The organism is Mycobacterium sp. E796 (assembly GCF_001672815.1).
GTDB lineage: Bacteria > Actinomycetota > Actinomycetes > Mycobacteriales > Mycobacteriaceae > Mycobacterium.
Map to the genome: position 1 here is coordinate 14,275 of NZ_LZKK01000321.1, position 18,329 is coordinate 32,603.

Annotated in this window: 20 protein-coding genes and 1 pseudogene; 10 read left to right on the forward strand and 11 right to left on the reverse strand. The window is 67.7% G+C overall.

Annotated elements, in window-relative coordinates; translation table 11 throughout:
* Window positions 1–102 precede the first annotated feature (102 nt).
* The gene (locus A5706_RS25545) at window positions 103–537 is read right to left on the reverse strand and encodes a nuclear transport factor 2 family protein (RefSeq protein WP_068137195.1); all 435 of its coding nucleotides are present in this window, start codon (window positions 535–537) and stop codon (window positions 103–105) included.
* A 28-nt stretch (window positions 538–565) separates the two neighbouring features.
* Window positions 566–814, reverse strand: a complete 249-nt coding sequence (locus tag A5706_RS25550; RefSeq protein WP_068137198.1) for a hypothetical protein — start codon at window positions 812–814, stop codon at window positions 566–568.
* A gap of 55 nt (window positions 815–869) precedes the next feature.
* Here A5706_RS25550 and A5706_RS25555 point away from each other — a divergent pair, with 55 nt between their 5' ends.
* Entirely contained in the window at window positions 870–1,295 is a 426-nt protein-coding gene (locus tag A5706_RS25555) for a PPOX class F420-dependent oxidoreductase (RefSeq protein WP_068137201.1), read from the forward strand.
* A 28-nt stretch (window positions 1,296–1,323) separates the two neighbouring features.
* On the opposite strand, the pseudogene A5706_RS32595 reads toward A5706_RS25555, so the two are convergent.
* Window positions 1,324–1,782 (reverse strand): annotated as a pseudogene (locus tag A5706_RS32595) (LLM class flavin-dependent oxidoreductase); the annotation flags it as partial.
* A gap of 83 nt (window positions 1,783–1,865) precedes the next feature.
* Between A5706_RS32595 and A5706_RS25565 the strand changes: the two are divergent.
* The 4 genes from A5706_RS25565 (at window position 1,866) to A5706_RS25580 (ending at window position 6,207) form a co-directional block, all read left to right on the forward strand.
* Window positions 1,866–4,100: a molybdopterin oxidoreductase family protein gene (locus tag A5706_RS25565; protein ID WP_068137207.1), complete on the forward strand. Its 2,235-nt coding sequence runs from the start codon at window positions 1,866–1,868 to the stop codon at window positions 4,098–4,100.
* A gap of 72 nt (window positions 4,101–4,172) precedes the next feature.
* Complete coding sequence (locus A5706_RS25570) at window positions 4,173–4,499, forward strand: hypothetical protein (RefSeq protein ID WP_068137210.1); 327 nt, start codon at window positions 4,173–4,175, stop codon at window positions 4,497–4,499.
* A 168-nt stretch (window positions 4,500–4,667) separates the two neighbouring features.
* The gene (locus A5706_RS25575) at window positions 4,668–5,693 is read left to right on the forward strand and encodes a type III polyketide synthase (RefSeq protein WP_231985413.1); all 1,026 of its coding nucleotides are present in this window, start codon (window positions 4,668–4,670) and stop codon (window positions 5,691–5,693) included.
* Between the two features lie 10 nt (window positions 5,694–5,703).
* Window positions 5,704–6,207 (forward strand): isoprenylcysteine carboxyl methyltransferase family protein, encoded by a 504-nt coding sequence (locus tag A5706_RS25580; RefSeq protein ID WP_068137322.1) that lies wholly within the window; start codon window positions 5,704–5,706, stop codon window positions 6,205–6,207.
* Between the two features lie 5 nt (window positions 6,208–6,212).
* Here the strand turns inward: A5706_RS25580 and A5706_RS25585 are convergent, their stop codons facing one another.
* Window positions 6,213–7,058 (reverse strand): SDR family NAD(P)-dependent oxidoreductase, encoded by an 846-nt coding sequence (locus A5706_RS25585; protein WP_068137326.1) that lies wholly within the window; start codon window positions 7,056–7,058, stop codon window positions 6,213–6,215.
* Window positions 7,059–7,214: 156 nt separating this feature from the next.
* Between A5706_RS25585 and A5706_RS25590 the strand changes: the two genes are divergently transcribed.
* Complete coding sequence (locus tag A5706_RS25590) at window positions 7,215–8,249, forward strand: alpha/beta hydrolase (RefSeq protein ID WP_156767327.1); 1,035 nt, start codon at window positions 7,215–7,217, stop codon at window positions 8,247–8,249.
* A 224-nt stretch (window positions 8,250–8,473) separates the two neighbouring features.
* A complete protein-coding gene (locus A5706_RS25595) occupies window positions 8,474–11,134 on the forward strand; it encodes an FHA domain-containing protein (RefSeq protein ID WP_197517978.1) in 2,661 nt (886 codons plus the stop codon).
* 142 nt (window positions 11,135–11,276) lie between these two features.
* On the opposite strand, the gene A5706_RS33820 is transcribed toward A5706_RS25595, so the two are convergent.
* The 7 genes from A5706_RS33820 to A5706_RS25620 form a co-directional block, all read right to left on the reverse strand.
* Complete coding sequence (locus tag A5706_RS33820; protein ID WP_169716602.1) at window positions 11,277–11,441, reverse strand: hypothetical protein; 165 nt, start codon at window positions 11,439–11,441, stop codon at window positions 11,277–11,279.
* A 115-nt stretch (window positions 11,442–11,556) separates the two neighbouring features.
* A complete protein-coding gene (locus A5706_RS25600) occupies window positions 11,557–12,162 on the reverse strand; it encodes an alpha/beta fold hydrolase (RefSeq protein ID WP_255406344.1) in 606 nt (201 codons plus the stop codon).
* Window positions 12,163–12,177: 15 nt separating this feature from the next.
* Complete coding sequence (locus A5706_RS33240) at window positions 12,178–12,345, reverse strand: hypothetical protein (RefSeq protein ID WP_156767328.1); 168 nt, start codon at window positions 12,343–12,345, stop codon at window positions 12,178–12,180.
* Window positions 12,342–13,328 carry a hypothetical protein gene (locus A5706_RS25605; RefSeq protein ID WP_068137211.1) on the reverse strand — a complete coding sequence of 329 codons (987 nt, stop codon included), beginning with the start codon at window positions 13,326–13,328 and terminating at the stop codon, window positions 12,342–12,344. The genes A5706_RS33240 and A5706_RS25605 overlap by 4 nt, the downstream gene beginning before the upstream one ends.
* A 2-nt stretch (window positions 13,329–13,330) precedes the next feature.
* Complete coding sequence (locus A5706_RS25610; RefSeq protein ID WP_068137214.1) at window positions 13,331–13,900, reverse strand: carboxymuconolactone decarboxylase family protein; 570 nt, start codon at window positions 13,898–13,900, stop codon at window positions 13,331–13,333.
* 63 nt (window positions 13,901–13,963) lie between these two features.
* Window positions 13,964–14,788 carry a hypothetical protein gene (locus A5706_RS25615; protein WP_068137217.1) on the reverse strand — a complete coding sequence of 275 codons (825 nt, stop codon included), beginning with the start codon at window positions 14,786–14,788 and terminating at the stop codon, window positions 13,964–13,966.
* Complete coding sequence (locus A5706_RS25620; RefSeq protein ID WP_068137220.1) at window positions 14,785–15,393, reverse strand: TetR/AcrR family transcriptional regulator; 609 nt, start codon at window positions 15,391–15,393, stop codon at window positions 14,785–14,787. Before A5706_RS25620 ends, A5706_RS25615 begins: the two co-directional genes overlap by 4 nt.
* A 158-nt stretch (window positions 15,394–15,551) precedes the next feature.
* Here A5706_RS25620 and A5706_RS25625 point away from each other — a divergent pair, with 158 nt between their 5' ends.
* From A5706_RS25625 to A5706_RS25635, 3 genes are read left to right on the forward strand one after another with little or no spacing between them, the layout of a single operon-like run.
* Window positions 15,552–16,730 (forward strand): acyl-CoA dehydrogenase family protein, encoded by a 1,179-nt coding sequence (locus A5706_RS25625; RefSeq protein ID WP_068137334.1) that lies wholly within the window; start codon window positions 15,552–15,554, stop codon window positions 16,728–16,730.
* Window positions 16,720–17,829, forward strand: a complete 1,110-nt coding sequence (locus A5706_RS25630) for an acyl-CoA dehydrogenase family protein (protein ID WP_068137223.1) — start codon at window positions 16,720–16,722, stop codon at window positions 17,827–17,829. The genes A5706_RS25625 and A5706_RS25630 overlap by 11 nt, the downstream gene beginning before the upstream one ends.
* Window positions 17,822–18,322 (forward strand): MaoC family dehydratase N-terminal domain-containing protein, encoded by a 501-nt coding sequence (locus A5706_RS25635; protein WP_068137226.1) that lies wholly within the window; start codon window positions 17,822–17,824, stop codon window positions 18,320–18,322. The genes A5706_RS25630 and A5706_RS25635 overlap by 8 nt, the downstream gene beginning before the upstream one ends.
* Window positions 18,323–18,329: the final 7 nt, after the last annotated feature.

The following is an 18,329-nucleotide window of genomic DNA, read 5'->3' on the forward strand; positions in this document are numbered from 1 at the left end:
TGATGTGATCCCTAATCTGTAGCCGGTTGGCAGCCGTTGGCAAACATCTCGGCGAGACATTTAACGAAATCGCCACCAAGATTCATCTGACCGCCGCGCGGGTCAGCGGGCCATGGTCGAATCCGGGGCCGCCCAGTCGGTCGACACCTTTCGATGCTTGATCAGCCACGTGCCGCCGTCCGGCACCAGGACGTCGCGGTAGCGGCCGAAATGGTCGAGCCCGATGTGTGTGACCACGGTGAAGTAGGACGAGACTTCCGCGCGGTCGGGGGTGAGGCCGGTGAAGAGCACATTGGCGACGTTGTGCCGCACGACGGGCTTGACTTCGACGTTGCGGGCGACGTTGCCCGTCACGCCGCCGAGGAACGACACGATCTCGGTCCGCCCGCGCAACGGGTCCAGCCCGCGGATCTCGAGGACGCCGTCCGCGCAGAATGTCGCCGCCAGACCCTCGAGCCGGCCCGCGTCACCCGACCAGTTGTAGCGCGCGAGGGTGTCCCGAATCTGCTCGCGGGCGACCAATTCCCACATCTCCACCGTCGCGAGCCTAATCCGCGAGCGTGCGTTACCTGACGAGATAAGGCCGGAAGCTGCGCTGGGCCGCTGGCGTGACTCCGTTGAGATCGAAGACGGCGATGAGGGCACGCAAAAGGGCGGGGGACCAGTCGTCGAAATGCTGCGCATCCATGCGATCGAGCAGCTCGCTGCGCAGGTGCTCGATGCCGGTGGGCTCCTGATGATCGCTCATGTCGTGAACGACGCTAAGAGCGACGTCCGCCGCTTGTACAGCCAACTGGTCGGATTCAAATGTCATTCCTCGGAGAATATGAAGCGGGAATGAAACGCCGCGCGCGACGGTATAAGCACGCATGAAACTCAACGACGCCGCGCGCGATCTGATCGGTAAGGGTGCCGACGCCACCCTGGTCACCCTGAATCCCGACGGCAGCCCCCAGGTCAGCGTTGTCTGGGTCGCGCTGCAGTCGACGCCCGACGGGGACGAACTCGTCACTGCGCACCTCGCCGCACACAAGAAGGTGCGCAACGTCCGCAACGACCCCCGCGTCGCCGTCACGATCCTGGCGCTGGACAAGGCGGGGCAGGGGATGCGGCCCTACCTGTCCGTCACCGGTACCGCGCGGATCGTCGAGGGCGGGGCGCCCGAGCTCCTGACCGAGCTCAACCCGGTCCTGGGTGACCCGAACATGAAATTCCCGCCGGACGGCGCGCCGCCAGGATTCCTGACCCGCATCCGCATCGAGAAGGTCGGCGGCATCGGCCCCTGGACGGCCTGAGAATCGGGGCCTGGCGGCGTGTGAATCCGGGGCTGTCAGCGCCGGGAACGCGCACCGATCCGCGGGTGGTGACCGTCTCACCTGTGGCGTTGGCGTCCTTGCCGTCCAGCAGGGGCAGCAGGCCGTCGAGGTATTCGCCGAGTCGGCGCACCGGCTTGTCCCACGGGATCCCCCACATTCCCTCGGTGACCATGCGATGGGTCATGCCCAGCCCGAGGGTGAATCGGCCGCCGGAGATCAAGCTGAGGGTGAGCGCGCGCTGCGCCATCAGCATCGGCTGCTGGTTCTGGATCGGCAGCACACCCGTCGCGACCTCGATCGTGTCGACTTCGCGGAACGCGATCGAAAGGACGGCCAAAACGTCTGCCTGCCAAGGCATTTGGGCCACCCAGGCCCGGCGGAATCCCTCGTCGCGTAGCTTCGCGAGCTCAGACACGTAGTCGTCGACCAGCGACCGCGCGGGGTCGTCGCCGAGAAAGCAATTCACGCTGATTTGCGCCCTTGTTCCTCTCTTTCGCCCTCTGAAAGATGCTACTTCCGCTACCGGCAGTAGCGGAATACAGTGGGTGGATGGCGACCGGCGATGACGGCAGGCACCTGCGCACCTGCCCACTGTGTGAAGCCATGTGCGGCTTGGAGATTCAGGTGGAGGGCGGCAAAGTCGCCAGCATCCGCGGCAACCGCGACGACGTCTGGAGCCGAGGGCACCTGTGCCCGAAGGGGGTGTCGCTGGCCGCGGTGCACGACGACCCGGACCGCATCCGCCGCCCGATGGTCAAGGTCGACGGGCAGTGGCACGAGGCCAGCTGGGACGCGGCGTTTCGGCGGTGCACCGAGCTGCTGACGCCAGTGATCGAGAAGTACGGGATCGGCGCCGTCACCGCCTACACCGGTAACCCGCTGGCGCACTCGTTTTCGCTGGCCCGGTACGCGGGAGTGCTGATGGGCATGTCCGGGATGCCGGTCACCTATTCGCCAGGCACCGTCGACCAATGGCCCAAGAACCTGTCGTCGCATCTGATGTACGGCCTGTGGTGGAACTTCCCCGTGCCCGACATCGAGCGCACCGACCTGATGGTGATCATGGGCGCCAACCCCGCCGCGTCGCAGGGTTCGCTGCTGGCCGCGCCCGACGTGATGGGCCTGATCGACGGGATTCGCAAGCGCGGCAAGGTGATCGTGATCGACCCGGTGCGCACCCAGACCGCGACCCAGGCCGACGAGTGGCTCCCGATCGTCCCGGGCACCGACGCGGCGCTGTTGCTGGCCGTGGCGCACACCCTGTTCGACGAGGGCCTGGTCAACGCGGGACCGCACGTCGACGGCCTCGACACGATGCGCGAGGTTGCCGCGGAGTGGCCGCCGGAGCGGGTGAGCGCGGTCACCGGGATCGGTGAAGACCGGATTCGACGCCTGGCCCGCGAACTGGCCGGCACCGAGAGATCGGTGGTGTACGGGCGAATCGGGTTGTGCAATCAGGAGTTTGGCAGCCTGGCCAGCTGGCTGGTCGACGTGATCAACATTCTGACCGGTCATTTCGACACCCCGGGCGGCGCGATGTTCCCCAAGCCGGCGGCCTGGTCGATCACCACGCAGCCACTGCCCGGCCTGGAGGGCGGCCTCCCGGAGTTCGGCCGCTGGCACACGCGGGTGCGCGGCGCGAAGGAGGTTCTCGGCCAGGCCCCGGTGTCGTGCATGGCCGAAGAAATCGCCACACCCGGCGAGGGTCAGCTCAAGGCGCTGATCACCGTCGCCGGCAACCCCGTGTTGTCGACGCCCGGCGGCGACAAGCTCGACGAGGTGCTGCCGATGCTGGAAGCGATGATCTCCGTTGACCTTTGGCTCAACGAGACGACGCGGCACGCGGATGTGATCCTGCCCGGGCTATCCCCGCTCGAGCAGCCGCACCACGACGACCTGATCCTGCTCTTCGCGATCCACAGCATCGCCAATTACTCGGCCCCGGTGTTCGATCCGGGCGATCGGCCGCACGAATGGGAGATCCTGATCCGGCTGACCGGGCTGTGCACCGGGACGCCGGCCGAGGACGTCGACGTCGCCGCGGTCGACGACGGATTCTTCGACTACCTGGCCTTCACGCACGGGGTCGACGGCGCGGAGATCCGCAAGCTCTACGATCACGGCGGCCCGGAGCGGATGCTCGACCTCACGCTGCGAACCGGGCCCTTCGGGGACCAGTACGGCAAGAACCCCGGAGGGCTCACCCTGGACATGCTCAAGGCGAATCCGAACGGAATCGACTTCGGGCCGATGGTGCCGCAGCTGCCCGACATCCTGGGCACCCCCGACAAGAAAATCCGCCTCGCCCCGCAATACCTGCTCGATGACCTGCCGCGGCTCGCGGCGCGCATGGAGCGCCCGGCCGAGCCGCTGGTCCTGGTCAGCCGCCGGCACTTGCGGTCGAACAACACCTGGATGCACAACGTGCCCGCACTGATGAAGGGCAGGGACCGATGCACCCTGCTGATCCACCCCGACGACGCGGCCCGCTGCGGCATCGCCGACGGCGACGTCGTCACCGTGAAATCCGCCGCCGGCGAGATCAAGGTACCCGTCGAGGTCACCGACGCGATCAAGCCCGGGGTGGTGTCGATGCCGCACGGCTGGGGACATGGCAAGCCGGGCACCCGCATGTCGGTGGCCAACGGTTCGCCTGGGGCCAACACCAACGTGCTGTCTCCGCCGACGTTCCTCGACGAGCCGTCCGGCAACGGCGCCCTCAACGGCATCCCGGTGACGATCATCGAGGATCAGGCCCGGTTTCGGCCCGCGCAAACGGTCTGAGGTCGGCGATTTCACAGCTGATCGCTAACAACGATCCAGCGTGCTGCTAACACGATCCCGTAGCATTGCGGGATGGCGGCAAACAGGCAGATAGTGTTCGTTCAAACGTTTTTCGCCGGCGTCGCGACGGTCGCTACGTTGGCGCTGTTTCACGCTGTGCATCCCGATGGCACGAAAACCGTTGGGGTGTCCACGAATTTGGTGGACCGGAGCTTCGCCACGGACGGCGACGACGACGAAGCCCAACTGCAGCAGCAACTGCAAATTCAACAGGAGATTCAACAGTCGGAGCAGCAGGCCGAACAGCAAGAGCAACTCGACCTTCAGGAGGCTCAGCAAGCCGAGCAGCAGGGCCAACAGGTCGAGCAGCAGGCCACCCTGTCGGTCCCCGGAAGCTGAACATCTCCCGACCGGTCGAAATGTGTTTCGGCTCACCCCAGCCCGCTTCGGGTGAACCTTTGACGCGCCGGGTGTCGTCGGGTGGGTATGACAGCAACAACGTATTCCACATCCGCGAACCACGCCGCCGCTCACGCGCGAGGTGCCCCGCGCATCGCGGGAACCGCGGTGGCCTTCACGCCGCACCGCTACGACCAGGACGAGGTGGCACGCGAGCTCACCGATTTCGCGGAGCCGGGTTTCATGCGATTCGCGCAGACCACCGGCGTCGACCATCGCAGCCTTGCCCTGCCGCTGTCGAGGTACCCGAAGCTGAGCGGATTCACCGAGGCGAACGACACTTACCTCGAGGTCGCCGTCGACCTCGGTGAGCGTGCGGTGCGTTCGGCGCTGGCCGCGGCGGGCATCGGACCACACGAGGTGGATACCATCGTGATGGTCTCCAGCACCGGGATAGCGGTGCCTACCATCGACGCGCGGTTGATGTCACGAATCGGGCTGCGGCCCAACATCAAGCGTGTCCCGCTGTTCGGCCTCGGCTGCGTGGCCGGCGCCGCCGGCATGGCACGGGTCCACGATTACCTGCGCGGCTACCCGGGGGATGTGGCCGTGCTGTTGTCGGTGGAGCTGTGCTCGCTCACGCTGCAACGTGACGACACCTCGATCCCGGCCCTCATCGGTGTGTCCCTGTTCGGCGACGGCGCGGCCGCGGTGGTCGCCGTCGGCGCCGACCGAATCAGGCCGGGCCGCAACGCCGATCGGGGTCCGCGCGTCCTGGCGACGCGCAGTCGCATCGTTCCCGAGACCGTCGATGTCATGGGCTGGAACGTCAGCTCCAGCGGCTTTCAGCTGGTGATGTCGCGCGACGTCCCGAAGATGGCCGACGACTATCTGCGCGCAGAGGTCGACGGCTTCCTGGCCGACCACGATTTGTCCATCGCGGATGTCTCGACCTGGGTGTGCCATCCGGGCGGTCCGAAGGTGCTCGATTCGATCCAGAGCGCACTGGGTCTGCCGCCGGAAGCCGTGGCCCACAGCCGAGAATCCATGCGGGAGAACGGAAATATGTCGTCGGCGTCCGTGCTCGACGTCCTGCGCCGCACGGTGGCCGAGCCGCCGCCGGCGGGATCGCTCGGGGTGATGCTTGCGATGGGTCCGGGCTTCAGCTTCGAGTTGCTCCTGCTGCAGTGGTGAGGGAGTGACCATGTACTACTACCTGTTTATCGTTGCGATCGGCGCCGAGCGGTTGGTCGAGCTCGCGGTCGCGCAGCGCAACGCCAAGTGGTCATTCGCGCACGGAGGCAAGGAATTCGGACGCGACCACTACCCCGCGATGGTGAGTATGCATGCGCTGCTTCTGGTTTCGTGCATCGTCGAGGTGTGGACCATGCGCCGCCCGTTCATCGGTTGGCTGGGATGGCCGATGCTCGCCGTCGTGGTGCTGAGCACCGTCGTCCGGTGGCGGTGTGTCGCGGCGCTCGGCAAACGCTGGAACCCGCGGCTCATCGTGCTCCCGGGCGCGCCACTGGTGCGGGACGGGCTGTACCGATGGGTCCGCCATCCCAACTACACGGCGGTCGCGGCGGAGGTTGCCGCGCTGCCAATGGTTCATTCGGCGTGGCTTACCGCGATCGTGTTCAGCCTGGCGAACGCCCTGGTGCTCTCCGTGCGGATCAGCGCCGAGAACGCCGCCTTGGGCTACGCCTAGCGATGTCAGGGAGCGACGGGACGGTTCGTCCACTCCCGGCCGGCCCGGCGCGACGAGCGGAACCAGCCGCCCGCCGCGCCGGTGCCGCCGTCCGTCGGGATGGTGTGGCCGGTGACGAATGCCGACAGCTCCGACGCGAGGAAGAGGATCACGCGAGCCTGGTCCTCGGGCAACCCCATCCGCCCGACCGGCACCCACTGCGGCCACTGCGTCTGCTCGTCCGGGGAAAGCCACTGCGAGTACGGGACCTGCAGCGATTCGGTGACGTCAGGGCCGATCGCGTTGACGCGCACCCCGTCTCGGCCCACCTGCACGGCCAGGCTGCGCGTGAAATGGATGACGGCGGCCTTGAAGGCGGCATAGACCGGATCCTCGGGATAGCCGCGCAACCCCTCGACCGATGAAACGTTGACGATCGAGCCGGCACGCTGCTCGATCATCGCGGGCAGGAACGCGTGCGTGACGAGGAAAACGTGGTGCAGGTTGATGCGGTACAGCTCGTCCCACATGTGTGGGTCGGTGTCGACGAAGCTGCCCGGGTGCCGCAACCAGTGGCCCACGTTGTTGACCAGCACGTCCACCCGGCCGTAGCGATCTAGCACGGTCCGCGCCAGCGCGCTGACCTGGCCCTCGTCCCGGACGTCGGTCACGGCCGCCAGGCCCGAGCCGCCCGAGGCCGCGATCTCGTCGACGACTCGCTCGGCGAGGCCGGCGTCGATGTCGGCGATGACCACCCGGGCGCCGTGCTGGGCGAACAGGCGTGCGGTTGCCGCGCCGATACCACCGCCGCCGCCGGTCACCACCGCGACCCGGTTGGCCAGCAGCGCGCCGGGCTGCATCGGCTCTGTCATGGTCATATCTTGAGGCACTCGGGTCGCGGCGGGCGGCTTTACCCAACTTCCGTGGGCACCAAACAGTGAGGAAGCCAACATTTGCCGGGGATTCATCGGGCGTTTTTCCCGATTTGGGCCGGGTACCCCCTTTACCTCTACGGAAGTTGAATACAAATGCTGACCAAGCCAGACCGACGCCGCATATTGCCAAGCCACGCAATGAATCGGCGGGTGCACCATCGGCACAGTCCGCAATCATTTGCGGTGTCGTTGGCCAGTCGGCTTATCGTCAAGAACATAGTGCGCGCGTGGGCCATTCAGCCGAATTTGCATTGGCCGCTGGGGTACGTCGACGAGATGGCCGGTTTGCTGCCGCATTTCCCGTCGTCGGCGAGCATCGAACAGCTACGGCTTGACGGCTGCGCCGCCGAATGGGTTCGAGCGCCCGGCGTCTCGTCCGATCGCGCGATTCTCTACCTCCACGGCGGCGCGTTTTTGACCTGCGGCCTCAACACGCACCGATCACTGGTGACCCGTCTGTCCAAAGCGGCGGACGCCGCGGTGTTGACCGTCGGATACCGCAAGCTGCCGTCCCATCAGATCGCCGACGCGATCGAGGACGGAATGTGCGGACTCCGCTGGCTGCAGGACCGCGGCTACGACGGGGACCGGGTCGTGGTGGCCGGCGACTCGGCCGGCGGGTACCTCGCCTTCATGACCACCCTCGCCGCCATCCGAACGGGCCTGCTCCGGCCGGCCGGCGTCGCGGCGATCTCGCCGTTCACCGACGCGGACCCCACCCGAAAACTGCGGCACCGCAATGCCCGCCGGTGCTCGATGTTCACCCGCGGTGCGCTCTCGATGTTCGCCCGGTACCTCGGCGAGGTGCGCGTTCCGCAGGGCAACGGCACGTCCGCCCGCCGCGTCGAGTCTCCGGTCGACGCGGACCTCTCCGACTTGCCGCCGGTCGCCATCCATGTGAGCTCCGACGAACTACTGCGTCCCGACGCCGAGCTCATGGCCGAACGGTTGCAATTCAGCGGAGTTCGCTGCGACCTTCACCTGTGGGACGGCCAAATCCACGACTTCCCATTGGCGGCCGACGTATTGCCGGAAGGCCGGCGGGCCATTCGCTATCTCGGCGATTTCATCAAAGAGGTCACCGGGGAAGTGAACTCCGTGCCGTACGGTGTCGCCGCGGCGGGATAGTCGCTATTCAGGGATAGAAGTCTTTGGCGGCCCCGGATCGGGCCGTCATTCGCGTCGTTCGGGTTCCTCGAGATCGTGGTGGGTGAGGACGGTTCCCGCTGTTGCTGTCGCTTGGAAGCTGTCGCATCGAGCGGCATCTCCGTCGCCGTCCCGCGTAACCCGAGGTCGTGCAAGGCGTTGCATTGCTTGGCCTGCAATCGGGCCGGCTGCCGATACAGTGGGTCATCGTGAGCCCACCAGCCCCGCCAGTGCTGACCGTGCGGTACGAGGGATCGGAGCGCACCTTCGCAGCAGGCACCGACGTCGTAATCGGGCGTGATCTTCGCGCGGACGTCCGCGTCGCGCACCCGCTGATCTCCCGGACGCACCTCATCGTGCGATTCGACCAGGGGCGATGGATCGCCATCGACAATGGCAGCCTCAACGGGCTCTACGTCCACAACCGTCGCGTGCCGGTCGTCGACATCCAGGACGGCCTGCGGGTCAACATCGGAAACCCGGACGGACCGGAGCTGACCTTCGAAGTCGGTCGGCACCAGGGTTCGGCCGGGCGGCCGCCCCTCACCACGTCGATACCGATTTATACCGCGGGTACACCGAGCGCCTCCGCGTCCCAGGGCCAGCCGCAACAGGTCGGCACGCCCTGGCCCGGCCAGCCGCAGCAGACGCCGTCGGCCCCGGTACGCCAGCCGATGCATCCGCCGAGCGCGCCCAGGCCGATCCATCCGCCCAGTGCTCCCCAGCCGATCCATCCCCCCAGCGGGCCGCAGCCGTGGCAGCCGACCGGTGCGCACCCGACGGGAGCGCCCAGCGAACCGCAGCAGGCGCCGAAGATCTACCGGGCAGAACCCATGCAGGTGCCGCCCGCGGAGTCCGAGACCGGCCGCGTCGGCGATGCCGCGAACATCGCGACGTCGATGATGAAGATCCTGCGGCCGGGTCGAACCGGGTTGGTGTCGATGCCCGGCGCGGTGAAGATCGGCCGCGCCAACGACAACGACATCGTCATCCCCGAGGTGCTGGCGTCGCGCCACCACGCGACCCTGATCCCCACGCCGCAGGGCACCGAGATTCACGACAACCGCAGCATCAACGGGACTTTCGTCAACGGCGCCCGGGTCGATTCGGCCGTGCTGCACGAGGGTGACGTCGTCACGATCGGCAACATCGACCTCGTTTTCGCCGGGGGCACGCTGGCCCGGCGCGACGAGTCCGCGACCGCGACGCGCACCGGCGGCCTCGACGTGCGCGGGGTGACGTGGACGATCGAGAACAACAAGGTGCTGCTCGATGACATCTCGCTGGGCGCGCAGCCCGGAACGCTGACCGCCGTCATCGGCCCGTCGGGGGCGGGAAAGTCGACGTTCGCCCGATTGGTGGCCGGCTACACGCACCCCACCAAGGGCACGGTGTCCTTCGAGGGCCACAACGTTCACGCGGAATACGCCTCGCTGCGCAGCAGGATCGGGATGGTCCCGCAGGACGACGTGGTGCACGGCCAGCTGACGGTGCAGCAGGCGTTGATGTATGCGGCCGAGCTGCGGCTGCCGCCGGACACCACCAAGGACGACCGCGCGCAGGTGGTCGCCCGGGTACTCGAGGAACTCGAGATGACCCAGCACCTGCACACCCGGGTGGACAAGCTGTCCGGCGGCCAGCGCAAGCGTGCCTCGGTGGCGCTGGAGCTGCTGACCGGGCCGTCGCTGCTGATCCTGGACGAGCCGACATCAGGCCTGGACCCGGCCCTGGATCGCCAGGTGATGACCATGCTGCGGCAGTTGGCCGACGCCGGCCGCGTGGTGCTCGTGGTCACGCACTCGCTGACGTACCTGGACGTCTGCGATCAGGTCCTGCTGCTGGCGCCCGGCGGAAAGACGGCGTTCTGCGGGCCGCCAAGCCAGATCGGTCCGGCGATGGGCACGACGAACTGGGCCGACATCTTCAGCACGGTCGCGGGCGACCCCGACGGCGCCAAGGCCCGCTACCTGGCGCGCACGGGACCGCCCCCGCCGCCACCGCCGGCGGAGAAACCCGCCGAGATCGGCGACCCGTCGCACACCAGCCTGTTCCGGCAGTTCTCCACGATCGCGCGGCGGCAGGTGCGGCTGATCGTGTCCGACCGCGGCTATTTCGTGTTCCTGGCGCTGCTGCCGTTCATCATGGGCTCGCTGTCGATGTCGGTGCCTGGTGATGTGGGCTTCGGCAGACCGAACCCCATGGGCGCCGCGCCCACCGAGCCGGCGCAAATTCTGGTGCTGCTCAACGTTGGCGCGGTCTTCATGGGAACCGCGCTGACGATTCGGGATCTGATCGGGGAGCGGGCGATCTTCCTGCGCGAGCAGGCGGTCGGCTTGTCGACGTCCGCCTACCTACTCGCGAAGGTGTTCGTCTACACCGTCTTCGCGGTCATTCAGTCCGCGATCGTGACCGTCATCGCGATCCTCGGCAAGGGCGGCCCGACGCAGGGTGCGGTGGCGTTGGGCATTCCCAACCTGGAGCTGTTCGTCGACGTCGCGATGACGACCGTCGCCTCGGCGATGCTCGGGCTGGTGCTGTCATCGATTGCCAGGTCGAACGAGCAGATCATGCCGTTGCTGGTCGTCGCGGTGATGTCGCAGCTGGTGTTCTCCGGCGGCATGATTCCGGTCACCGATCGCCTCGGGCTGGACCAAATGTCTTGGGTCACACCGGCGAGATGGGGCTTCGCCGCGTCGGCCTCCACCGTCGACCTGCTCAGCCTGCAGGACAAGGTTCCCCAGACACCGCACGACTCGCATTGGCGTCACACGGCCGGCGCGTGGTGGTTCGACATGGGGATGTTGATATTGCTCTGCGCCGTGTACCTGGGCTTCGTGCGCTGGAAGATTCGCCTCAAGGGCGGCTGACGGCTTTCGGTGTGCTTTGCCTGTGCGCTGTCGCCTTTGGTTGTGCAGTCAGGGCGTTCAGTGTGTACTCGCGGCGGCGAAATCGCGATTTTCCCGCCCTGTCTTCACAGGCAAAGCCTTGCGTTCACACTGAATGCGGTCGCTAAGCGCCTTTTCGCACCGCCTGCTCGGCGGCCGCGCGCATCCGGTCCGACAGTTGGAGCAGGGCATGCTCGCCGACCCCGTTTGGCACCGTGTAGGCGAGTTGCCGTAACTCAAGGGCGCAATCGTGCAACTCCTGGCGGAGGCGTGTCTCAAGGGTGGGCATGGCTTCTTCCTCTACGCGTGGCGGCTGGGGAAATTTTCGCAGTCCGGCCCCTCGTCCGCGATGCGGGCGAAGCGTTTTTACGGGAGTTTGACAGCGTTTTTACAGTACGGGCGTTTCAAATGACGCTGGCGTGAACGCGAAGGTAGTCGGTGATCGCCGCGGCGACCGCGTCGGGCTGTTCGGGGAAGAGGGCATGGCTGGCGCCCTCGATCACCGTGGAAGTAATGCGCTCGCCGTATCGCATACGCAGGTCGGCCCATTCCGCCCGTTGATGAAACGGGTCGAGGGCGGCGATGATCTCGAGCACCGGCGCGTCGCCCGCGCCCCAGTAGTGGTCGAGATTGGCGCCCCGGGCGCAGTCCACCTGCATGGCGAGAGTGTCGGGATACCAGCCGTTCAGCCAGGTCGAAGCGTCATGGCCGGGCGCGAAGAACGCCAGGCGCAGCGCGGCGAGCCGCTCGGCGTCGGGCAGCGAGAGGTCACCGGCGCGCATCGGGGCGGAGTTGATCTCCGGAGCAACGGTTTTACCGGATGCCGCGGCCAGAATCACCGCTGCGACTTTGTCGCGGTGGTGCACCGCGGCAGCGCGGGCCACCATGTTCCCGAAGGCATGGCCGAGGACGACGGCGGGTCGCCTGGCGAGGGCGTCGATTACCGCCGCGATGTCGTTGGCCATGTCCTCGAAGCTCACGCCGCTCATCGGGCCGGCGGAGCGTCCAATGCCGCGAGGTTGTGGTCACAGCACCCGGTATCCGGCGTCGACGAGTGCCGCGGTGAGGGCGTCGAAGTCCTTACCGCCGTCGCGGCCATAAGACGGAATGATGACCACGGCCGGGCCGTGCCCATCGACGTAAGTCTCGATAGAAGCGGCGCCGGCGCTGACGATTTCGCTGCGGCGGCTCATGACCCGTCGGCGTATTCGAACTCGACACGCAGCAACGCGGCCTGACGGACGACGCCGCGCGGCGGCGCGGTGGTGCCTCCGTCAGTCGTGACGAAGGCGACGCGTCCGTGCTCGCCGGGGCCGCGTCCCCACGCGGCGCTGGACGGCCCGACGAGCATTTCGTCGAACGGGTCGCCGGCGACATGGCGGACCTCGCTGCCGTGCCGGGGCGCCAGCGGCACCCGGTCGATGGTGTTGGCGCGATGCCGCGTGACGTAAGCGAATCCGGCGTCCTCGTCGAGGCAGAAGTCGTCGGCGTTGTCGATCGCGGCGACGAACTGCGGCGCCCCGGCCGGATCGAGGGTGGACGAATCAACGGGGACGCGCATGAACACCTTCTGCGCGGTTGAGGTGTAGTACAGGTGGCCGGTCTGCGTGCCGTACCGCACCCCGTTGACCCCCGGTTGCGGCGGCGGGGGCACGCCGCTGTCCGGATCATCGCCCATCGTGTCGTCGGCGAGCCATACCCGGGCCGTCGCGCTGCGGGCGTCATCGGCGAGGTCCACGCGCCAGATCAGTCCGGCAAAGCAGTCCGCGATCGCCAGTACGTTCGGCCCGAGCACGCAACTGCCATTGAGGGCGCGGACGCGGTCGTCGAACGTGAACATGAGCTCCGGCGATACCGGCACGCCGGGCGTCCACCCGTTGAAATCGATTCGGGCCAAATGGGATTCATGGGTGGTGTACCCCTCGGTGAGGCAGACCACGAACACGTCGGGCGCCACCTCCGCGATGCCGGTGCTCGGGTGATCGAAGGTGTGCACCAGAACGGGGTCGGCGACCGCTGCGGGCTCCGTGGGAGGAACCCACCACAGTTCTTTGTGCACGACATCGGTGACGAGAATCGACCCGTCGGCGCGCACCGCGAGGTTTTCCGGGAAGTACCACTGCGGGAAGAAGGCGACGGGCGTCATCGTGACGGCGGGCAGCGGGGGCAGGGCCATGCTTATTGCGCCAACCCCTCTGCATTGGCCGGGACGTCGAAGGCGCTCAGCGTCATGCACACCATGGTGAACCAACCGAGTAGTACCGCGACATCCACGATGCCCGCGTCACCGAGCAACTCCCTGGCACGCCGGTACAGGCCGAGCGGCACGATGCGTGCGGCGACCAACGCCGATGCCAGCTCGTAGATCACCTGCTGGCGCGGGTCGTCGAAAGACGTTGGCAGCCCGGCGATCATCGCTTCGACCCGCCGCGGGTCCAGGCCGCCATCGCGCTCGGCGATGATCTCGTGTTCGTAGTTGGCGTATGCGCTGCGCCAGCGGGCGTTGACCAGGGTGGTCGCGATTTCGATCTCGGCCTTCGTCAACGTCGATTCACGCTGGAAGTAGGCACCGGTAGGCACGATCGTCTTCGACAGGGTGGGGTTGGCGAGCCAAATCTTGTGCGGGCCGGGGACCAGCCCCCGCAGTTCGAGGGTGAAGTCGTAGGCCTCTTTCATCTGCGGCGACATCTCGCCGACCGGCGTCTCGACGAACCGGCCAAATGTGCCGAAATCTGATCTTTCGTTCATCCGATCAGAAGTACCGCGGTGCGGGGCTGTCGAAACAGGGAAACAGGATCGCCGCGTTACGGCTCAGGGGCGCACCGCGACGAAGGTCTCGTTGGGCACGCCGGCGGCCAGCCCGTCGACGTCGAAGGGTTCGCGCAGCCGCGCGTGCAGCTTCGTGGGGTCGAGGAGCAGGCTGATCTCGGCGGTCTGCCGCGCGAACAGGCGTCCGAAAAGCGGGTAGAGCCAACGCATCAACGCCCGTTCGGAGCGGCTGCACCGCGCCGCGCAGTAGCCGACGTGGCCCAGCTCGTCGGTGAGGATCTCGGTGTAAAGCCGGTCGATCCGCGCCGCCACGTCCGGCTCGTCGGCGAACAGCTCGACGCCAACCCGGCGCAATTCGTCAAACATGATGCAGCCCGCCATCTCCCCGGCGCCCACGAACGGGAACCCGATTCGCTCGGGCAGGAAAACTTCCATCTTGACGAATTGCCGCATCACGAACGGCGGCACGACGACCTGGAATGGCAGGCCGAACATGTCCAGCACGTAGCTCAAGAGCCGGGTGTGGTAGTGCTCCTCGAGCGCCAGGTACACGCGCTCGGGGGGCTGGTCCGCACCGCCGATCAGTCCGTACGCGTCGCCCAGGTCCACACCGAATCGCTCCGTCTGGTTCAGTTTCGCAGTGGCCAACAGGAACAGCATCTCGGGGGAGAGCCCCTCCTCGGGTCGGCGGCGGCGCAAGTTTCGCAGGAACACGCGCTGATCGATGGGCCGGCTGGAGCGAACCGGGTCGGCCGCCAGCGACGCGAAAAAATCCTCCCGGCTGGACAGCCGGCGATGCAGCAGATCCGCGTCGCCGTCCCGACGGACGAGAAAGTCCCGATAGCCCTCGATGGCCGTGCTGGTCATGATGCCTCCATTCCGTCGACGATTGTCTTGACGTATCGGTCCAGGAGCGCCACGCGTGACCGGTGCGCCGTTGCCGCGGTGACCAGCAATGCGAACAGCCCGGTCAGGAAGATGACGCCGAGGTCGCCGGCGTCCACGTCCGGCGACACCCGTTGCGCGGCCTGCGCTTCGGCGATCGCGGTGATGACGAACTCGGCCAGCGGGTGCTCGGCCAGCTCGTCCTCGATGGGGCGCGTCGCGGAGAAATGGAGCGCGAGCATGTCCCTGAAGACGACGGGCCCCAGCCGCTCCTCGGCCGCAAGCACCTGGCGCACCAGCGAAGTCAGCATCGACCTCAGGTCGCCGGGCGCGCTGGTCTCGGTGGCCAGCATCGCCACGATCTTGGCCTCTTCGTCGCGTTCCAGCTCGGCCAGCACGTGTTCCTTGGTCGGGAAATGGAAATAGAACGTGCCCCGCGCCACCCCGACCGCCGAAGCGATCGCCGCGACGTCGGTGCCCGCCAATCCCGACCTCCCGATCTCGGCGACGGCGGCGTCGAACAGGCGAGCGCGCGTCTGCAGCCGCTGCGCCTCCCGCGCGCTCACCACATGCGTCGCCGACGGCATACGAGCGAACGTACGCGGTTCATTGACGCGCGTCAATGACGACCGTCAATGAGCGCGAGGAATCTAAAGCCCGGTCAATGGAACGGCTATCTGGCGTTAACCAGCGTGGCTGAGCACACTGAGAGGGCACGTCACCTGATGTGGGCAAAGGGGCCGCGATGGATTTCGAACCGGACGCCGGGCAACGCGCGTGGCTGGCCGAGGTTCGCGAATTCCTCCAGGCGAACGTCACCGCGGAACTGCGGGCCGAACTCGCCGAGCACGACCTGGAGTTCCCCGACGGCGAAGTCGCCCGGTTTCGCCGCAAGATCGGCGACAAGGGCTGGTTCGGGCTCAACTGGCCGCGCGAGTACGGCGGGCTGGGCCTCGGCGCCGTGCACCAGCACCTGCTGATGAGCGAGTTCGAATACTGGGGCGTGCCCGGGCCCGACCTGACCGTCACCTCGGTGGCGCCCATGATCATGCGGCACGGCACCGAGCGGAACAAAACCGAATGGCTGCCACCGATCGCCAGGGGCGAAATGATCTGTGCGGTGGGCTATTCCGAGCCCGACGCGGGCACCGACCTGGCCAGCCTGCGCACCCGCGCCGCCCGCGACGGGCGGGAATGGGTGATCAACGGCACCAAGACCTGGAACAGCGGCGCCCAGCGCGCGACCCACGAGTGGCTGTGCGTGCGCACCGACCCGAATGCCGCTCGCCATCGGGGGATTTCGGTCATCATCGTGCCGATCGACAGCCCGGGCATCGAAATCCGCCCGCTGTACGCGTGGTCGGGCTACCGGACCAACGAGGTGCACTTCCACGACGTGCGCGTCCCGGTCACCAACCTGATCGGCGAGGTCAACCGGGGCTGGACCTACATCACCGGCGCCCTCGACCTCGAGCGCGGCGCGCTGACCAACGCCGGCGATCTGCGCCGCGCCGTCGACGACTTGCACGAACTGGCGCGAAGCGCGCGGCGTGACGGGACGGTGCCCGCGGACGACCCCGCGCTGCGCCGCCGCCTGGCCCGAGCCGAGGCCGACGTGCAGGCGGCAACACTCATGGGTTACGAGGCCGCCTCGATCCTGGACGCCGGCGTCATACCGACCGTGGAGGTCAGCGTCGAGAAGGTCTTCGCCAGCGAATTGCGCCAGCGCATCGCCGAATTGGCGCTCGATCTCCTCGGGCCGGACGGCCTGCTCGCGCATCGCGGCCAGGACGCGCCGCTGGCCGGCAAATTCGAACGGCTCTACCGGGCCGCCCCGTTGATGCGTTTCGGCGGCGGCACCAACGAAGTCCTGCGCGACATCATCGCCCAGCGCGGCCACGGGATGCCCTCGTATGGACGTTAGGCCGACCGCCGAGCGGCGCGAATACGCCGCGACGCTGCGCGCGCTGCTGGCGGCGGAGTGCCCGGTCAGCCTGGTTCGCGGCGTGACCGAACCCGGCGCCGACCGAAGCACCCCGGCCCTGTGGAAAGCGTTGGCCGACGCCGGCGTCTTCGGGCTGGCCATCGACCAGGAACACGGCGGTTCCGGGGGATCGGTCGAAGATCTCGCCGTCTTCTACACCGAGGCGGGGCGCGCGCTGTGCCCGACGACGGCGCACAGCACGATTCAGGCCGCGTTGGCGATCGATCAGCTCGGCCCCCAACGCGCCAAGGCCGAGTGGCTGCCCCGGCTGACGAGCGGCAGCCTTCGCGGCGCCAGCGCGCTGTGGAGCGCCCGCGACGCCTCCGTCATCGCTCCGGTGCTCGGCGCCGAACGCGACTCGCCCGATGGCTGGCGGCTCACCGGCACCGTGGACTACGTCAGCGACGCGGACCTTGCCGACGTCGTCGTGGTGTCGGCCACGGCCGGCGAGCGCACGCTGGTCTTCGTCGCGGACGCGCATGCGAGCGGCCTGACCGTCGAGCCGCTCGCCATGGCCGGCGGGCACCGGGCCTGCACCATGCGCTTCGACGGCGCGGTCGTCGACGCCGACGCGCTGCTGGGTGACGTCGACCGGCCGGGCCTGCGGCGCGTTGCCAACACCGCGGTGGCGCTGGCATCCCTCGACCTGGTTGGGGTCGGGCAGGCCGTTCTGGATCGCACCGTCGAATACACCAAGCTGCGCCACCAATTCGGCCGTCCGATCGCGTCGTTCCAGGCGGCCCAGCACCTGGTCGCCAACATGCACATCGCCTTGGCCGCGGCGCGATTGGCCGCGCACTCCGCGGCCTTCTGGTTGGCCCGCGGTCAGCTGGCCACCCGGCAAACGGGGATCGCGCGCATGCACGCCGCCGCCGCGGCCCGGCTGATAACCCGGGACGCCCACCAATTGCACGGGGGGATGGGCTATGTCACCGAGACCGACCTCCATCTGTGGAGCGAACGGGCGCGACTGGGGTCGACGCTCGGCGGGGGAGCCGACGTCGCCGCGGCCTGGCTGGAGGAGAGCATGAATGACTGAGGACAGCTTGATCGACGCCGAATCGGCGTCGCGCGTCGGCACCATCGCCGCGTCCGCCGCGGGCGAGGTGAACCGGCGCGATTGGCAGCGCTGGGCCGCGGCGGTCGGCGACCACAACCCGTTGTGGTTCGACCCGGAGTACGCCCGGGCCAACGGCTTTCGCGACATCATCTGCCCCCAGCTGTTCCTGCAATACGCCGTCCTGGGTGTCACGCGGCTGGACGGCCTGCGCCCCGACGGATCATCCGGTGCCGCCTCGGGCAGCCTCGCCTTTCCGCGCGCCCCCAAGCGGATGGCCGGCGGCGAGAGCTTCACCTTTCACCTGCCCGCTTACCACCGCGACGAGATCGAGATGGTCCGCACCATCGAATCCATCGTCGAAAAGCAGGGCCGCTCAGGAAGATTCGTGCTGGTCAGCTGGCACACGGTGTACCGCAACCAGCACTCCGAGCTCGTCGCCGAAGCGTCGACGTCGATGATCGCGCGGCCCTAGGAGCGCC

Excerpts from the sequence above, each read along its gene's own strand:
- A5706_RS25550 (WP_068137198.1), bottom strand. The coding sequence starts at position 814 with ATGACATTTGAATCCGACCAGTTGGCTGTACAAGCGGCGGACGTCGCT.
- A5706_RS25555 (WP_068137201.1), top strand. The coding sequence starts at position 870 with ATGAAACTCAACGACGCCGCGCGCGATCTGATCGGTAAGGGTGCCGAC.
- A5706_RS25565 (WP_068137207.1), top strand. The coding sequence starts at position 1,866 with ATGGCGACCGGCGATGACGGCAGGCACCTGCGCACCTGCCCACTGTGT.
- A5706_RS25570 (WP_068137210.1), top strand. The coding sequence starts at position 4,173 with ATGGCGGCAAACAGGCAGATAGTGTTCGTTCAAACGTTTTTCGCCGGC.
- A5706_RS25580 (WP_068137322.1), top strand. The coding sequence starts at position 5,704 with ATGTACTACTACCTGTTTATCGTTGCGATCGGCGCCGAGCGGTTGGTC.
- A5706_RS25585 (WP_068137326.1), bottom strand. The coding sequence starts at position 7,058 with ATGACAGAGCCGATGCAGCCCGGCGCGCTGCTGGCCAACCGGGTCGCG.
- A5706_RS25590 (WP_156767327.1), top strand. The coding sequence starts at position 7,215 with ATGCTGACCAAGCCAGACCGACGCCGCATATTGCCAAGCCACGCAATG.
- A5706_RS33820 (WP_169716602.1), bottom strand. The coding sequence starts at position 11,441 with ATGCCCACCCTTGAGACACGCCTCCGCCAGGAGTTGCACGATTGCGCC.
- A5706_RS33240 (WP_156767328.1), bottom strand. The coding sequence starts at position 12,345 with ATGAGCCGCCGCAGCGAAATCGTCAGCGCCGGCGCCGCTTCTATCGAG.
- A5706_RS25605 (WP_068137211.1), bottom strand. The coding sequence starts at position 13,328 with ATGGCCCTGCCCCCGCTGCCCGCCGTCACGATGACGCCCGTCGCCTTC.
- A5706_RS25610 (WP_068137214.1), bottom strand. The coding sequence starts at position 13,900 with ATGAACGAAAGATCAGATTTCGGCACATTTGGCCGGTTCGTCGAGACG.
- A5706_RS25615 (WP_068137217.1), bottom strand. The coding sequence starts at position 14,788 with ATGACCAGCACGGCCATCGAGGGCTATCGGGACTTTCTCGTCCGTCGG.
- A5706_RS25620 (WP_068137220.1), bottom strand. The coding sequence starts at position 15,393 with ATGCCGTCGGCGACGCATGTGGTGAGCGCGCGGGAGGCGCAGCGGCTG.
- A5706_RS25625 (WP_068137334.1), top strand. The coding sequence starts at position 15,552 with ATGGATTTCGAACCGGACGCCGGGCAACGCGCGTGGCTGGCCGAGGTT.
- A5706_RS25630 (WP_068137223.1), top strand. The coding sequence starts at position 16,720 with ATGGACGTTAGGCCGACCGCCGAGCGGCGCGAATACGCCGCGACGCTG.
- A5706_RS25635 (WP_068137226.1), top strand. The coding sequence starts at position 17,822 with ATGACTGAGGACAGCTTGATCGACGCCGAATCGGCGTCGCGCGTCGGC.